General features: G+C 73.7%; 9 protein-coding genes and 3 pseudogenes. 6 read left to right on the top strand and 6 right to left on the bottom strand.

The window, feature by feature from the left end:
* Positions 1-81: 81 nt before the first annotated feature.
* Positions 82-309, top strand: a complete 228-nt coding sequence (locus tag KCH_RS30440) for an MbtH family protein (protein ID WP_051653616.1) — start codon at positions 82-84, stop codon at positions 307-309.
* 191 nt (positions 310-500) lie between these two features.
* Positions 501-1,901: pseudogene (locus tag KCH_RS40250) on the top strand (ABC transporter ATP-binding protein); the annotation flags it as partial.
* On the opposite strand, the gene KCH_RS45235 reads toward KCH_RS40250, so the two are convergent.
* Positions 1,868-2,089: a hypothetical protein gene (locus KCH_RS45235; RefSeq protein ID WP_244305490.1), complete on the bottom strand. Its 222-nt coding sequence runs from the start codon at positions 2,087-2,089 to the stop codon at positions 1,868-1,870. The pseudogene KCH_RS40250 and the gene KCH_RS45235 overlap by 34 nt on opposite strands.
* A gap of 254 nt (positions 2,090-2,343) precedes the next feature.
* Between KCH_RS45235 and KCH_RS30420 the strand changes: the two genes are divergently transcribed.
* Positions 2,344-7,257 carry a non-ribosomal peptide synthetase gene (locus KCH_RS30420; protein WP_051653615.1) on the top strand — a complete coding sequence of 1,638 codons (4,914 nt, stop codon included), beginning with the start codon at positions 2,344-2,346 and terminating at the stop codon, positions 7,255-7,257.
* 33 nt (positions 7,258-7,290) lie between these two features.
* On the opposite strand, the gene dpgD is transcribed toward KCH_RS30420, so the two are convergent.
* On the bottom strand, positions 7,291-8,106 hold the full coding sequence (dpgD, locus tag KCH_RS30415) for an enoyl-CoA-hydratase DpgD (RefSeq protein WP_035868253.1): 816 nt from the start codon (positions 8,104-8,106) through the stop codon (positions 7,291-7,293).
* Positions 8,107-8,203: 97 nt separating this feature from the next.
* On the opposite strand from dpgD, the gene KCH_RS30410 reads away from it, so the two are divergent.
* From KCH_RS30410 to KCH_RS30395, 3 genes and pseudogenes are all read left to right on the top strand, one after another.
* Positions 8,204-8,491, top strand: a complete 288-nt coding sequence (locus KCH_RS30410) for a hypothetical protein (protein ID WP_035868249.1) — start codon at positions 8,204-8,206, stop codon at positions 8,489-8,491.
* A 550-nt stretch (positions 8,492-9,041) separates the two neighbouring features.
* Positions 9,042-9,776 (top strand): sensor histidine kinase, encoded by a 735-nt coding sequence (locus KCH_RS30400; RefSeq protein WP_051653614.1) that lies wholly within the window; start codon positions 9,042-9,044, stop codon positions 9,774-9,776.
* A 29-nt stretch (positions 9,777-9,805) separates the two neighbouring features.
* Positions 9,806-10,440 (top strand): annotated as a pseudogene (locus KCH_RS30395) (response regulator).
* Positions 10,441-10,467: 27 nt separating this feature from the next.
* On the opposite strand, the pseudogene KCH_RS30390 reads toward KCH_RS30395, so the two are convergent.
* The 4 genes and pseudogenes from KCH_RS30390 to KCH_RS30375 form a co-directional block, all read right to left on the bottom strand.
* A pseudogene (locus KCH_RS30390) lies at positions 10,468-12,119 on the bottom strand (bifunctional aspartate transaminase/aspartate 4-decarboxylase).
* A 14-nt stretch (positions 12,120-12,133) separates the two neighbouring features.
* Positions 12,134-13,831: an aspartate-alanine antiporter gene (gene aspT, locus KCH_RS30385; protein WP_035868245.1), complete on the bottom strand. Its 1,698-nt coding sequence runs from the start codon at positions 13,829-13,831 to the stop codon at positions 12,134-12,136.
* Between the two features lie 17 nt (positions 13,832-13,848).
* Positions 13,849-15,522 (bottom strand): aspartate-alanine antiporter, encoded by a 1,674-nt coding sequence (aspT, locus tag KCH_RS30380; RefSeq protein WP_035868243.1) that lies wholly within the window; start codon positions 15,520-15,522, stop codon positions 13,849-13,851.
* Between the two features lie 96 nt (positions 15,523-15,618).
* On the bottom strand, positions 15,619-15,969 hold the full coding sequence (locus KCH_RS30375) for a DUF488 domain-containing protein (RefSeq protein WP_035868240.1): 351 nt from the start codon (positions 15,967-15,969) through the stop codon (positions 15,619-15,621).

The raw sequence follows: 15,969 nt of genomic DNA, 5'->3' as shown, positions 1-15,969 counted from the left end.
GCCGCCGGTGCCCCCTCGACTCCCTGTCGGAACCCCGGAATCTGCTCCCTGTCGGAAGCCCGGAACGCGAAGGAGACCGCGATGATCAGCCCGTTCGACGACCCGGACGCCGTCTACCTGGCGTTGGTCAACCCGCTGGGCCAGTACTCGCTGTGGCCGGCGTTCGCGCAGGTGCCGCCCGGGTGGCAGGTCGCCCGCGGCCGGGGCACGCGTGACGAGTGCCTGGCGTACATCGACGAGGCGTGGACGGACCAGCGTCCGCCCGGTCCGCCCGGGCCCCCGAACGGGAAGAAGGTCGCCGCCTCATGAGCGGCCCGGGCGCACTGATCACGATCAGGGCCACCCCCGGCGGCACCGATCCGTTGAAGGGCCAGGTCCGGCCCGGCACGGCCAAGCGGATCCTGCCCTACCTGCGGCCCTACCGCGGGAAGATCGCCGCGCTGCTGACCCTGACCGTGGTCGACGCCGTCATCACCGTCTCCACTCCGCTGCTGTTCGGGGTGCTCATCGACCGCGGCATCGTGCCCCGCGACCGGACCGTGGTGGCGCTGGCCGCCGCCGCGGTGGCGGTGCTGGCGGTGCTGCAGGCGCTGGTGGGCTACCTGGTGAGCCGCAGTTCGGCGCGGATCGGCGAGGGGCTGATCTACGACCTGCGCACCGAGGTCTTCCAGCACGTGCAGAAGCAGCCGCTGGCGTTCTTCACCCGCACCCAGACCGGTTCGCTGGTGAGCCGGCTGAACACCGACGTGATGGAGGCGCAGCAGGCCGTGACGGTGCTGCTGTCGAACGTGCTGTCCAGCCTGGTGGTGCTGGCCCTGGTGCTGGCGACGATCTTCTACCTGTCCTGGCTGGTCGGCCTGGTGGTGCTGGTGACGGTGCCGCTGTTCGTGCTGCCGGGCCGGATCGTGGGCCGCCGGCTGCAGCGCAACCTGCGCACCTCGATGCAGTTGGACGCCGAGCTGGGCTCGCTGATGCAGGAGCGGTTCAACGTGGCGGGCGCGCTGCTGGTCAAGCTGTACGGCCGGCCGGAGCGGGAGTCCCGCCGGTTCGCCGGCAACGCGGCCCGGGTCCGGGACGTCGGCGTGATCACGTCCGTGTACTCGCGGATGCTGCTGGTGACGGTGACGCTGCTGGCGTCGCTGGCGACCGCGGTGGTGTACGGCGTCGGCGGCGAGCTGGTGATCGCCGGGACGATCCAGATCGGCAGCCTGGTGGCGCTGGCCACCCTGCTGGCGCGGCTGTTCGGCCCGATCAACCAGCTGTCCAACCTGCAGTCGAACTACCTGACGGCGCTGGTCTCCTTCGACCGGCTGTTCGAGGTGCTGGACCTGGAGCCGCTGATCGCGGAGCGCCCGAACCCGGTCACGCTGCCCCCGACCCGGACCGCGGGCGCGCCGGAGGTCGAGTTCGACGACGTGTCCTTCCGCTACCCGACGGCGAAGGAGGTCTCGCTGGCCTCGCTGGAGACGCTGTCGCTGCCCGCGCCGGAGCGCGACGGCGAGGCGCACGCGCTGCGCGGGGTGACCTTCCGCGCCCCGGCGGGCCGGCTGACCGCGCTGGTCGGGCCGTCGGGCGCGGGCAAGACCACGATCAGCCAGCTGGTCGCCCGGCTGTACGAGCCCACCGAGGGCGTGGTGCGGATCGGCGGCCACGACGTCCGCGACCTGTCGCTGGAGTCGCTGCGCGACACCGTCGGCATGGTCACCCAGGACGCCCACCTGTTCCACGACACCATCCGCGCCAACCTGCTGTACGCCAAGCCGGACGCCACCGAGGCGGAGCTGGTGGAGGCCTGCGAGGCCGCCCAGGTCCAGCAGGTGATCGCCGCGCTGCCCGACGGCCTGGACACCGTGGTCGGCGACCGCGGCTACCGCTTCTCCGGTGGTGAGAAGCAGCGCCTGTCGATCGCCCGGCTGCTGCTGAAGCAGCCGTCCGTGGTGGTGCTCGACGAGGCCACCGCGCACCTGGACTCGGAGTCCGAGGCGGCGCTGCAGACGGCGCTGTGGACGGCGCTGTCCGGCCGCACCGCGCTGGTGATCGCGCACCGCCTGTCCACCATCCGCCAGGCCGACCAGATCCTCGTGCTCAAGGACGGGCACGTGGTCGAACGCGGCCGGCACACCGACCTCGTCGACGCCGGCGGCCTGTACGCGGACCTGTACCGCACCCAGTTCGCCAACCCGCCCGCGCCGCGCCCGGAACCCGAGGCGCGCCCCGCGAACGGCTACCAGGACCTGCCCCCGCTGCCCCCGGGCGGCGGCCCGCTGCGCCGCCTGCCGCCGCCGAAGCCGGCGGGCCGGCCGACGGACCCGAACGGCCCGACCGATCCGAACGGAGAGCATGATGAGCCAGCTGAAGGTCGAGGACGTGTGGCCGCTTTCCCCGCTGCAGGAAGGACTGCTGTTCCACTCCTCGTACGACCAGGACGCGCCCCGCGACGTGTACGTGGGCCAGCGGATCCTCGGCCTCGACGGCCCGCTGCGGCCGGAAGTGCTCCAGGCGTCCTGGCAGGCCCTGCTGGACCGGCACGCCAGCCTCCGGGCGGCCTTCCGCTCCCGCGCGAGCGGCGACACCGTCCAAGTGATCGCCAAGGGGGTGCGGCTGCCGTGGACGTACGCCGACCTCGGCGAGCTGACCGAGCAGGAGGCCGACGAGGAGACCAAGCGGCTGGCCGAGGTCGACGCGCGGCGCTTCGACCTCGGCATGCCGCCGCTGCTGCGGGTGCTGCTGGTGCGCGCCGGCCCCGACCACTACCGGATGGTCGTGACGATGCACCACATCCTGATGGACGGGTGGTCGCTGCCGATCCTGTTCGACGAGCTGTGGACGCTGTACGACCACGACGCCGACCCGTCGCTGCTGCCGCCGGTGCCGCCGTACCGCGACTACCTGGCCTGGCTGGGCCGCCGCGACACCGACGCCGCCCGCGAGGCCTGGCACGCCATGCTGGCCGGGACGGAGGAGCCGACCCTGGTCGGCCCGGCCGACCGCGGCGGGCCGCCGCAGATGCTCCAGCACGTGATCGACCGGGTCGGCGACCCGCTCGCCGACCGGCTGCGGGACACCGCGCGCGACGCCGGCGTCACCCTCAACCGGGTCTACCAGGTCGCCTGGGCGCTGCTGGTCGGCAAGCTGTCCGGCCGGCTGGACGTGGTGTTCGGCGCGACCGTCTCCGGCCGCCCCACCGACGTGCCGCAGGCGGACCGGATGGTCGGCCTGTTCATCAACACGGTGCCGGTGCGGGTCCGGCTGGACCCGGCGCTGTCCTTCCGCGCCGCGATGGCGGCGCTCCAGGACCAGCAGGCCGCCCTGCTGGACCACCAGCAGCTCAGCCTGTCGGAGATCCAGCGGGCCGGCGGGCCGGGCGCGATCTTCGACACCCTGCTGGTCTTCCAGAACTACCCGCGCGGCCCGATGGCGGCCCCGGACGTCGCCCCCTCGGAGCCCCGGCCGGCCCCGCCCGGCGAGGGCCTGGGCGGCCCGGCGCTGCGCTCCGGCGAGCAGGCCGGCGGCCCGCTGCGGCCGGGCGCGCCGCCGCCGGACGACGGGAACGGCGGCCCGAAGCCGCCGCGGCTGCCGTCCTGGGCGTCCCGGCGCGGCCCCGCGGGCATCATCGTGTCGGCCGGCGGCGGCGAGGAGGCCGCGCACTACCCGCTGACGCTGGTGGTCACGCCGACCGACGACACCGAGATCCGGCTCGACTACCGGCCCGACCTGTTCGACGCGCGCGCCGCGCGCGGCCTGGTCGACCGGATGCTGCTGGTGCTGCGCCAGGTCGCCGACGACCCGGACGTGACCCTGGGCCGGCTCGACGTGCTGACCGGCGAGGAGCAGCACGAGCTGGACGGCTCGCGGAACCCGAACCGCCGGGCGCTGCCCGACGCGACGCTCGCCGAGCTGTTCGAGCGGCAGGCCCGCCGCTCCCCCGACGCGGTGGCCGTGGTCGCCGGGGACGCCGAGCTGACGTACGCCGAGCTGGACCGGCGGGCGAACCGCCTGGCGCACCGGCTGGCGGCGCGCGGCGTCGGCCCGGAGACGCTGGTCGGCGTGGTCGCCGACCGCTCGCCGGAGCTGGTCGCCGCACTGCTGGCGGTGGTGAAGGCCGGTGCCGCGTACCTGCCGATGGACGGCACCCATCCGGCCTCCCGGCTGGGTGCGGTGGCGACCCAGGCCGGCGCGTCGGTGGTGCTGGTCGACGAGCCGAACGCCCGGCGGGGCCTGGCCGACGCCGAGTTGTTCGGTCCGGCCGAGGTGCTGCGGCTGGACGGGGACGGCGACGCGGCCGACGGGGAGGCCTTCCCGCCGGTGCCGGTGCGGCCGGAGAACCTGATGTACGTGATCTACACCTCCGGGTCCACCGGCCTGCCGAAGGGCGTGGCGGTGACGTACGGCAGCGTGCTGGCGTTCTGCCTGGACGAGTGCTGGTCGTCGGAGGCGCTGGAGCGGGTGCTGGTGCAGGCCAACCACGCCTTCGACGCCTCCACGTACGAGATCTGGACGACGCTGCTGCACGGCGGCCGGCTGGTGCTGGTCCCCGCCGGGGACATCGACACCGTCGAGCGCGGCCGGCTGATCGCCGCCCACCAGGTGACCAACGTGCACGCCACCGCCGGGTACTTCCGGGTGCTGGCGGAGCAGGCCCCGCACATCTTCGGCGGCGTGCGGGAGGTCTCCACCGGCGGCGACGTGGTGTCCGCGCACGCCGTCCGGACGCTGCTGCGGGCCCACCCGGGCATGGTGGTGCGGACCACCTACGGTCCGACCGAGACCACCGCGTTCACCACCCAACTGCCGTTCACCGACCCGGAGTCGGTGCCGGACGTGGTGCCGCTCGGGCTGCCGATGGACAACACCCGGGTGTTCGTCCTGGACCCGTTCCTGCGGCCGGTGCCGGTCGGCATGACGGGTGAGCTGTACCTCGCCGGGGCCGGGCTGGCCCGCGGCTACCTGGGCCGGCCCTCGCTGACCGCGGAGCGGTTCGTGGCCTGCCCGTTCCCCGCCGAGGGCGAGCCGGAGGGCGCGCGGATGTACCGCACCGGCGACCTCGCGCAGTGGACCCCGGACGGGCAGCTGATCTTCCTCGGCCGTGCCGACGAGCAGGTGAAGATCCGCGGCTTCCGGGTCGAGCCGGCCGAGATCGAGTCCGTGCTGGCCGCGCACCCGGGCGTCGCCCAGGCGCTGGTGATCGCGATCGAGGACAGCGGCGGCCACAAGCGGCTCGCCGGGTACGTGGTGCCGGACGGCGGCGCCGGGGAGCCGCTCGATCCGCAGGCGCTCCAGGAGTACCTGGCCGGGAAGCTGCCGAGCTACCTGGTCCCGGCCTCGGTGACGGTGCTGGACGCGCTGCCGGTGACGGCGAACGGCAAGCTCGACCGGGCCGCGCTGCCGCAGCCGGTGTTCTCCGCCAAGGCCGGGCGCGAGGCCGCCACCGACGCGGAGGAGGTGCTGTGCCGGCTCTTCGCGGAGGTGCTGCACCTCGAACAGGCCGGTCCCGAGGACGACTTCTTCGTGCTCGGCGGCGACTCGATCACCTCGATGATGTTGGCGGGCCAGGCCCGCAAGGCCGGCCTGGCGATCTCGCCGCGCCAGATCTTCGAACTCTGCACGCCCGCCGAGCTCGCCCGGGTGGCCGAGCCCGTGGACGACGCGCAGGCGGAGCACGCCGAGGACGTCCCGTTCGGCCCCGTCCCGCTGACCCCGGTGATGCGGGAGATCGCCGAACGGGCGGGCTCGCCGGCCCGCGCGGGCAGCCAGGCCATGCTGCTGACCGCCCCGCCCGGACTGACGGCCGATCAGCTCACCGCCGTGCTGCGGGCCGTCACCGGCCGGCACGCCGTGCTGCGGGCCCGGCTGGACGAGGGCGACGGGCAGCTGACCGTCCCCGGACCGGACGCGGCCGCGCCCGACCCGGTGACCCGGGTGGACGCCGCCGGCTTCGACGAGACGCGGCTGAACGCGCTGATCGACGAGCAGGCCGCCGCCGCCGAGGCAGCGCTGTCGCCGCGCGACGGCGTGATGCTGCGGGCCGTGCTCCTCGACCGCGGCCCGGGGCAGAGCGGCCTGGTGCTGCTGACGGCCCATCACCTGGTGATCGACGGCGTCTCCTGGCGGGTGCTGCTGCCCGACCTGGCGCTCGCCCACGCGGCCCTCGCCGCGGGCGGCGCGGACGGGGCGGAGGCGGCGGTCGCCCCCGAGCCGACCTCCTTCCGCCGCTGGGCCGGCGCCCTCGCGGACCGGTCCCGGGCGCAGCAGACCGTCGACGAACTGCCCGCCTGGCAGCGGATCCTGGACCGGGACGAGCCGCCGCTCGCGCACCGTCCGCTCGACCCGCGCACCGACACCGTCGGCGCCGGCCGCTCCAGCGCGCAGCTGACGGTGCCGGCCGCGAGTGCGGGGCCGCTGCTGACGGCGCTGCCCGCCGCGTACCACGCCGGTGTGGACGACGTGCTGCTGTCCGGTCTGACCGCGGCGCTCGACGAGTGGCTGCGGGCCCGCGGCCGGCCGGTCCCGGAGGGCTTCCTGATCGACCGTGAGGCGCACGGCCGGGTGCCGCTGGCCGAGGACATGGACCTGACCCGGACCGTCGGCTGGTTCACCGCCGTGTACCCGGTGTGGCTGGAGACCGGACCGGTCGACCCGGACGAGATCCGGGCCGGCGGCGAGGACACCGCCCGGCTGATCAAGCGGATCAAGGAGCAGTTGCGGCAGCGGCCGGGCGACGGCCTGGGCTACGGCCTGCTGCGGTACGTGAACCCGGCGACGCGTCCGGTGCTCGAACCGCTGGCGGCGCCGCAGATCGGGTTCAACTACCTGGGCCGGTTCGGCGGTTCCGACGAGGAGCAGGGCGCCGGCGACGCCGGCACCGGTACCGCGCCGGAAACGGTGGAGTCCGAGGCCCCGTCCGGCCGGCCGTGGACGTCGACCGGCGAGCACGTGATCCCCGGCAGCGTCGATCCGGCGATGCCGTGGCGGCACGTGCTGGAGATCAACGGCTCGGCGCGGAACCTGCCGGAGGGCCCGGAGCTGACCTTCGTCCTCGGGTCGCCCGCCGGGCTGCTCTCGGACGCGGAGCTCGGCGACCTGGCGGAGCGCTGGCGGGCCGTGCTGGAGGGCCTGGCCCGGCACGCCTCCGCGGGGCCCGGCGGCCACACCCCGTCGGACTTCTCGCTGATCTCGCTCGGCCAGGAGGACATCGACGAGTTCGAGTCGGCGTTCAGCGACGACAGCGAGGAGGCGGGCGGCACGGACCAGGAGTGACCCGCGCGGGCGCCCGTCGGCGCGGCGCGGCCCTCAGCGGCCGCGCCACACCGGCGGGCGCCGCTCGGCGAAGGCCCGCGGCCCCTCCTTGGCGTCCTCGCTGGCCCGGCGGACCCGCTCCCACCGGTAGTCGGCGCCGAACGCCTCCTCCAGGGGCAGGTCCACGGACCGCATCACGGCCTCCTTCAGCGCGCGCTGCGACAGCGGTGCGCAGCGCAGCAGGTCGTCCGTCCACTGCTCGACGCAGGCGTCCAGCCGGTCGTCCGGCACCACCTCGTTGACCAGGCCGTACGCCAGTGCCTGCGCGGCCGTCATCCGACGGCCCGTCAGCAGGTACCCCATCGCGGCCTTCAGCGGGATCTGCCGGGCCAGCCGGAACGCCCCGCCCGCGCCCGGGACCAGGCCGAGGGCGGCCTCCGGGAGGGCGAACACGGCGCTCTGCGCGGCGATCACCAGGTCGCAGGCGAGGACGAGTTCGAAGCCGCCGCCGAGCGCGTAGCCGCGGACCTTCGCCAGCACCGGCTTGGACAGCGAGAAGCGCTCGGTGAGCCGCGGCCAGCCGGGCAGGCCGCGCGAGCCGAAGGTGGTGGGCGGAGTTCCCTCGCGGTCGAGCCGGGCCCGCTCCTTGAGGTCCTGCCCGACCGAGAAGGCGCGCTCGCCCGCACCGGTCAGGACGACCAGCCGGACGCCGTCGTCGCGTTCGACCTCGTCCCAGACCTCGCCGAGTTCGGCGTGCATCCGCAGGTCCATCGCATTGAGCACCTCGGGACGGTTCAGCGTCACGTGTGCGACGTGCCCGGTCCGCTCGTACCGCACGGTCCGGCCCGCCGGCTCCTTCACGGGATCCACCCGGCCACGCTACTTGCGGCCCGGTCCCGGCCGGGGGCGGCGCGCCGGGGCCGGAAACCCCTTGCCGACGGCGGCCGGCGGCGGAGATGCTGACCTCGTGCCGGGTCAGGGGAAGAGAAGACGCAAGCGGCAGGACGAGGCGCGCCGGAACGCCGCACGCCACGCGCCGGAGGCGGGCACCTGGGAGGTCCTGTTCACCACCCAGGACGAGGAGGAGTGGGCGGCCTACCTCCGCCGCTTCCGCGCCGAGCGCCCGCCCGTCGACGAGTCCGACCTGCGGATGGACATGTTCTGCGGCCGCCTGATCCACCCCACCACCTACCGCCTGAGCCGGTTCGTGCCGCACCCCGCACCGACGCCGCCGAACCGGCCCGCCGAGGACTGACCGCGGGCCGCCCGACGCGCGTCCGTGTCGAACACGGCCTGCTCGCACCGGAGTTCCGCCCGTCCGCGGCAGCGGCGGCTCCTCCCGGAGGGGGACGCGGCGTCAACTCCGGGGTGGACGTGCCGGGGTGGGGGTGGGCCGTAGCGTGGGCGGGGCGGAGGCGGGAGGGCGGGTGTCGGCGAGGGTGCGGCGGGGCTGGCGCGGTGGCGGTCGGACCGGGCGGTCGCGCGGGGGTGGTGGGTCGCGCTGGACGCGGTGGTGGCGTGGGCGTCCGCCGGGATCGCGGTGGCGGTGCGGGCTACACGGCTTCTCTCGGGCGGGGTTCGGCAGCGGAGCAACTCGCGGTCGTGGTCTGGTTCCTGGCGCTGACGGGACGGCGGCTCGCACCGGTCGCGGCGCTCTGGGCCGGGGCGGCGGCGACCGTCGCGGTGGTGCTGGCGGGCGCTCCGGTGACGAACCTGTCGCTGGCCTCGGCGCTGCCGCTGGTGGTGCTGGGCCGGACCAGGCCGCCGGCCGTCGCGGCGGCGCTGGCGGCCGTCCCGGTCGGGCGGTGCTGCTGGCGCTGGCGGCGCGGCCGGGCTTCGCGCTGGTCTGCGCGGTGCACGGCGTCTCGGCGGCGGTCGGGGTGGCGACCCGGCTGCGGCTGGAGCGGGCGGAGCGGCGCCGCCGGGCGGCGGCCGAGGCCCGCGCGGGGCGGCTGCTGGCGGAGGAACGGGCCCGGATGGCGCGGGAGTTGCACGATGCGGTGGGCCACGCGGTGACGGTCATGGTGACGCACGCGGGCGCGGCGCGGCTCTGCCTCGCCGACGGGCCGCCGGACGTCCGGGCGGCGCTGGAGCGGATCGAGCGGGTCGGCCGGGACGCGATGACCGACCTGGACCGGGTGCTGGGCCTGCTGCGGCCGGCGCCCCCGCTCGTCCACGCGCTGAACGCGCTGCTCGCCGGCCTGCCGCCGCGGCTCTCCCCCACGCTCGAACTCGACGACGGGGCGGCCGAGTTGTCCGATCCGCTGGCGGAGGCCGTCCGCCGCATCGTGCAGGAGTCGCTGACCAACACGCTCAAGCACTCGACGGCCACCGCCGCCGCCGTCCGCCTCACCACCGGCGCCCGCGCCGTGCACCTCTCCGTCACCGACAACGGCGCGCCCGCCCCGCCGCGCCGCCGTCGCGGCCCGGCTCGCGGCCTCGCCTCGATGCGGCACCGCGCAGCGGCGCTGGGCGGCAGCCTGACGGCGGGGCCGACCGGCGACGGCTGGCGGGTGGAGGTGCGACTGCCGTGCCGATAAGGGTGGTTGTCGCGGACGACGAGGACCTGATGCGGGCCGGTCTGCGGATGATGCTGGGGACGCAGCCGGACCTGCTGGTGGTCGGCGAGGCGGCGGACGGGGCGCAGGCGGTGCGGGTGGCGGAGGCCGGCCGGCCGGACGTGGTGCTGATGGACGTGCGGATGCCGGTGCTGGACGGGGTGGCGGCGACCGCCGAGCTGGCCGAACGGTGCCCGGGGGCCCGGGTGCTGGTGCTGACCACCTTCGAGCTGGACGAGTACGTGTTCGCGGCGGTCCGGGCGGGCGCGGCGGGCTTCCTGCTGAAGCGGACGCCGCCGGAGGCGCTGCTGGCGGGGATCCGCACGGTGGCGGCCGGGGACGCCCTGCTCGGGCCGTCGGTGACGCGGCGGCTGCTGGCGGAGTTCGCCCGCTCGGCTCCGCCGGGCGGTTCGGCGGCGGGGCGGCGGCGCTGGCCGCGCTGACGCCGCGGGAGCGGCAGGTGCTCGAACTGCTGGGCCGGGGGCGGTCGAACGCGGAGATCGCGGCGGAGCTGCACCTGGGCGAGGCGACGGTGAAGACCCATGTCCGGCGCGTGCTGGACAAGTTGGGGGTGCGGGACCGGGTGCACGCGGTGGTGTTCGCCTTCGACCACGGCGTGGTCCGGGCGGCCCCGGGCGGGCGGTGAGCGGTCCCGGCACCCCGCCGGCGGGCCTCAACTGCCGGTCGCGGCCTGCCATTCGGCCCGGTACTCGTCGAAGATGGCCTTCAGGTGGTGGCCGATCTTCAGGTAGTCGAGGTCGTCGAGGTTGGCCAGCGAGACCCGGACGGACCATTCGGGGCCGTCGAAGCCGCCGCCGTTGAGCAGCACGACGCCGGTCTGTTCGGCGAGCCGGAACAGCGGCTCGGTGGGTTCGTAGGTCTTCCGGAGGTAGGCGGCGAAGTCGGGCCGGCGGTGCGTTCGGCCTCGGCGAGCAGGTCGAGCTCGATGTAGTAGGCGGCGCGCATCGGGTCCTGGGAGATCTTCATCCCGGAGCCTTCGAGCAGCAGTTGGAGCCGCTGGTGGACGATGGCCTGCACCTTGGCCTTGTACGCCTTGCCCTCGGGGAGCAGCGCGAACAGCGAGAACAGGGTGAGTTGGGCCTGCTGGGGCAGGGAGAGTCCGGCGGTGTGGTTGAGGGCGACCTGCCGGGAGTCGGCGACCAGCCGGTCGATGAAGCGGATGCTCGCGGGGTCGAGGCTGAGGCTGCCGTAGCGCTTGGCGAGGCGGTCCTTCTCGGCCTGCGGGAGGGCGGCGAGGGCGTCGTCGACGACGTTGTCGCGGTGCAGGCCGATGACGCCGAGGCGGTGGCCGGTGCAGCCGTAGTGCTTGGAGTAGGAGTAGACCAGCAGGGTGTTGCGGGGCAGGTCGGCGGCGATGCTGCGGAAGCCGTCGACGAAGGTGCCGTAGACGTCGTCGGTGACGATGATCAGCCCGGGGTTGCTGCTTTCGACGATGGCGGCGATCTGGTCGGTGACGCGCCGGGAGAGCGCCAGCGAGGGCGGGTTGCTGGGGTTGACCAGGCAGACCAACTTGATCGTGGGGTCGGCGAGCTTGGCGACCTCCTCGGTGGGGTAGCGCCATTCGCGGACGCCGGCCTCGGCGAAGGAGGAGGCTTCGATCCGGACCACGTCGAACTCGTAGGAGTCGAGTTCGGGGATCTCGATGTACGGGGTGAAGACCGGCACCATGAGGGCGATCCGGTCGCCCTTGTGCAGCAGGCCGTTGGCCATCAGGGAGTCGAAGATGTAGCACATGGCGGCGGTGCCGCCCTCGGTGGCGAACAGGTCGAGCCGGTCGGCGGGGGGCCGGCGGTCCATCAGTTCGTCGTGCAGGTAGCCGACGACGATCTGTTCGGCGCAGGTCAGCATCCGGTCGGGGACGGGGTAGTTGTCGCCGATCGCGGCGTCGGCGAGTTCGTGGATGAAGGCGTCGCGGTCGAGGTCGAAGCGGTCGACGGCGAGGCTGATGCAGGAGCTGAGCAGTTCGATGCCGGCCAGGTCGGGGTGGCTGCGGGCGAAGTGGTCGTAGCGGCCGGCGATGCCGCGCAGTTCGGGCATGCCGCCGAGGTTGTCGGCGGTCCAGACCCGGCGGGACTCGGTGAGGGCGAAGTGGCCGAGGGCGAGCATCGCCTCGCGGGGTCCGGTGCAGATCCAGTTGGGGTTGCCGCGGCCGGCGTTGAGCATGTGGGCGGTGCTCTTCTCCTTCTGCCCGGGCCGGTCGGCCTGGTAGTGCTCGGCGAGCCGGATGAACTCGCCCTTGAGCTCGAACGGGCTGAGCCGGGAGAGCCGCCGGATCTCTTCGCGGCTGATCGAGGGCTTGGTCATGGTAAGTGTCTCTCCTAGCCGAGCAGGGCGACGATGACGGCGCCCCAGATGGTGAGCAGGACGTTTCCTGCCGCGTACGGGATGGTGTAGCCGAGGGTGGGGATCTGGCTGCGGGAGGCCTCGTTGACGGCGCCGATCGCGGCGGTGGTGGTCTGCGCGCCGGCGACCACGCCCATCAGGATGGGCGGGCGCATCCGGAACACGAAGTGGCCGATCAGGATGCCGACCAGGAGCGGGACCACGGTGGCGACGGCGCCCCACAGCAGCAGGCCCCAACCGGCCTGGGAGAGGCCGCTGGTGAAGCTCGGTCCGGCGTTGATGCCGACGACGGCGACGAAGGCGCACAGGCCGAGGGTGTCCATGAACCACTGGGCGCCGGGCGGCACGTTGCCGTAGGTGGGGTAGCGGCCGCGGATCCACCCGAAGACCAGGCCCATGATGAGGGCGCCGCCGGAGGTGGACAGGCTGATCGGGACGCCGCCGAGGGTGAGCGCGGGGATGCCGATGCAGCCGCCGAGGAAGATGCCGAGGCCGACCCAGGTCATGTCGGTGGCGAAGCTGGTCGGCACCGGCTTGCCGAGCTTCCCCCCGGCCGGGTCGACCAGCCGCTGCGGGCCGGACAGCACCAGGGTGTCGCCGCGTTCGAGCTGGGTGCTGAGCACGAACGGGAACTCCGCGCCGGAGCGGTACAGCTTGTCGACGAACACTCCGACCATGAACGGCTCGCGCCGCAACTCGGCGATGGTCTTGCCCAGTTGCTCCTTCTCGGAGGCGACCACGTGCAGGTGCTCGGTCTGGTAGTCGAGCAGTTCGACGTCGTCGGTCTCGGGTCCGATGCTGCGGACCGGGTCGAACTCGACCAGGTCGTGGCGGAGCGCGCTGACGGCGACCACGTCGCCGGGCCGGATGACGGTCTGCTGGTCGTGCGGCAGGATCGTGCCGTCGCGGCGGACCCGGGTGAGGTAGATCCGCCGGTCGGCGTCCTTCTCGCGCTGCTCGATCTGCTCGATGGTGGAGCCGGCCAGGCCGTTGGTGGCGGTGTAGGCGCGCAGCACGACCTCGTAGTAGCCCTCGCCGAGGTCGGGGTCGTCGTCGGGGGCGTCGAGTTCGGCGGCGAGGGCGCGCGAGTCCGCGGCGAGGTCGCTGCGCAGCAGGCGGGGGGCGATGTTGGCCAGCAGGATCGCGCACAGGATGGTGCCGAGCGGGTAGGTGACGGCGTATCCGATCGGCACCAGGTTCTGCTGGGCGGTGATCTGGTCGTGGCCGAGTCCGGGCAGGGTGGCGATGGCGTCCTGGGCGACGCCGATGACGGCGGACTGGGTGAGCGCGCCGCCGAGCAGTCCGGCGCCGAGGCCGGGGCCGTAGCCGAGCATCTCGGCGAAGGCCCAGCAGATCACCAGGCCGGTGAGGCAGACCGCGAGGGTGACGGCGACCTGCGGCAGGCCGTCCTTCCGGAGTCCGCGGAAGAACTGCGGGCCGACCTTGTAGCCGAGGGCGAACAGGAACATGATGAAGAACACCGATTTGACGGTGCCGTTGACCTCGACGCCGGTCAGCCAGCCGGTGAACAGCCCGGCGATCAGGCAGCCGGTCACCGCGCCGAGTCCGATGGCCTTCCAGTGCAGCCGTCCGACCAGGAACCCGATCGCGACGGTCAGGAAGATCAGCAGTTCCGGGTACGGCTCGAAGACGTGGTCGGTGATCCAGCCCACCGGTCGTCCCCCCCTTGTCAGAGCCCCACCAGGCCGACCAGCACGGGACCGGTCAGCGGCAGCAGGAAGTTGGAGATGGTGTAGGTGATGGTGTAGCCGAGCATCGGGACGCTGCTCTGCGCGACGTTGCCGATGGCGGTGATCGCGGGGGTGGAGCACTGCTGGCCGGCGATCGCGCCGATCAGGATCGGCGGTTCGATCTTCAGCAGCCGGCGGCCGATGAACAGTCCGAGGAAGGCGGGGACGGCGACCATCAGGATGCCGGCGGCGGGCAGCAGCACCGGGTACTGCTTGAGCAGCGGGCCGGCGTCGGGGCCGGCGGCCATGCCGGTGACGGCGATGAACATGGCCAGGCCGAGGTCCTTGAGGGTCTGCGCGGCGGCCGGCGGGTAGGCGCCGAAGGTGGGGCGCAGCGAGCGCAGCCAGCCGAAGACCAGGCCGGCGATGAGGCAGCCGCCGCCGGTGCCGAGGGTGAGGTTGACGTCCCCGAAGCGGACGTTGACCTTGCCGAGCAGGACGCCGAGGCAGATGCCGAGCGAGAGGTAGATCCAGTCGGCGGTGTCCTGCCGGACGGTGGCGCCGACCCGGTTGGCGAACTTCTCCAGCTTGGAGGGGGCGCCGACGACGGTGAGGGTGTCGCCGATGTGGACCTCGGTCTCGCCGACGGCGGGCAGGTGGTGGTCGACGCGCTGGATGTCGGTGAGGAAGACGCCGCCGGTGGCCTGGCTGTCGCGGTCGCGGACGTCGTTGAGGGGGTGTCCGGCGACCTGCTTGTTGGTGACGACGACCTGACGGACCGCCAGGGCGCGGTCGAGGCCGGGCGTGTCGCTGGTCTCGGGTCCGAGTTCGTGGCCGGCGTCGATGACGGCGGCCCGGCGGCCGACCACCAGCACCTGGTCGCCGCGCCGGAGCACCGGGTCCTCGTCGGGGTCGAGTTTCCGGCCGCCCCGGCCGATCGCCTCGACGGTGACCAACTGTCCCGAGGATTCCTGGAGTTGGCTGACCCTGGTGCCCTCGCCCTGGGACACCAGGTAGGTCCGGCCGACCAGCGCGGGCAGCGAGGGTTCCTCGCCGGGCTCGTGGCCGCCGTCGCCGCCGCGCATCTTCTCCCACAGTTGGCGGGAGGCTTCGGCGAGCTTGATCCGCATCAGCACCGGGAACAGCTGGCTGGTCAGCAGGACGATGCTGATCAGGCCGAACAGGTAGCAGACCGAGTAGGCGGTGGCGACGTGCGCCTGCAGCTGGGTGGTCTGGTCGGCGGTGATGCCGGGGAGTTTGGCGATCGCGTCCTGCGCGGTGCCGACGGCGGCGGACTCGGTGGCGGCGCCGGCCAGGATGCCGGCGGCGGTGCCGACGTCCAGGTCGAAGATCTTGGCGAAGCCGAGTGCCATCACGATGACGACCACGGCCTCCATGATCGAGAGCACGCCGAAGCGCAGGCCCTTGGCGTTCATGTTGGCGAAGAACTGCGGGCCGGCGATGTAGCCGAGCGAGAAGATGAACAGGGCGAAGGCCACGTTCTTGACGTCGGCGTTCACCGTGACGTGCCGGGCGCCGACCAGCATCGACACGATCAGGACGCCGCAGATGCCGCCGAGTTGGATCGGGCCGATCCGCAGCTTGCCGACCAGGTAGCCCAGGCCGAGGCAGAAGAACAGGGCGAGTACGGCGTTCTCTCGCAGCAGGCTCATGTCCGCATTAGATCCCATTTGCGTACATATGTGTGATCCAACACGCCGCCCCCGGCGGTCCCGGCCGGGTCGCCTCCGGAGCTCCCGCCGAGGGCGTCAGCCGGACTGCCCCAACCGCTCCAGCAGCACCGTCACATGACTGTGCGACGGCTCCTTCACCGCCGTCAGCAGCACCAGCTCGCCGCTCTCCGCCAGCTCCCGCAGCTCGGCGAGTTCGTCCTGCACCTCCGGGTCGTCCAGCTCGGCCCGGTAGCGGCGGGCGAACTCCTCGTACTCGCCCTGCGGGCCGTGGAACCAGCGCCGCAGCTCGGCGGACGGCGCGACCTCCTTGGCCCAGCGGTCCAGCTGCGCGTCCTCCTTCTTGAGCCCGCGCGGCCACAGCCGGTCCACCAGCACCCGCACCCCACCGTCCGGTGCCTCGTACACCCGCTCCACTCGCACGCTCAT

The sequence above is a fragment of the Kitasatospora cheerisanensis KCTC 2395 genome (genome assembly GCF_000696185.1).
Classification (GTDB): Bacteria; Actinomycetota; Actinomycetes; order Streptomycetales; family Streptomycetaceae; genus Kitasatospora; species Kitasatospora cheerisanensis.
This window is presented reverse-complemented; position numbering and strand designations above follow the sequence as displayed.

Coding starts and splice junctions, on each gene's coding strand:
- KCH_RS30440 (WP_051653616.1), top strand. CDS start 82: ATGATCAGCCCGTTCGACGACCCGGACGCCGTCTACCTGGCGTTGGTC.
- KCH_RS30420 (WP_051653615.1), top strand. CDS start 2,344: ATGAGCCAGCTGAAGGTCGAGGACGTGTGGCCGCTTTCCCCGCTGCAG.
- aspT (WP_035868243.1), bottom strand. CDS start 15,522: ATGAGCCTGCTGCGAGAGAACGCCGTACTCGCCCTGTTCTTCTGCCTC.
- KCH_RS30375 (WP_035868240.1), bottom strand. CDS start 15,969: ATGAGCGTGCGAGTGGAGCGGGTGTACGAGGCACCGGACGGTGGGGTG.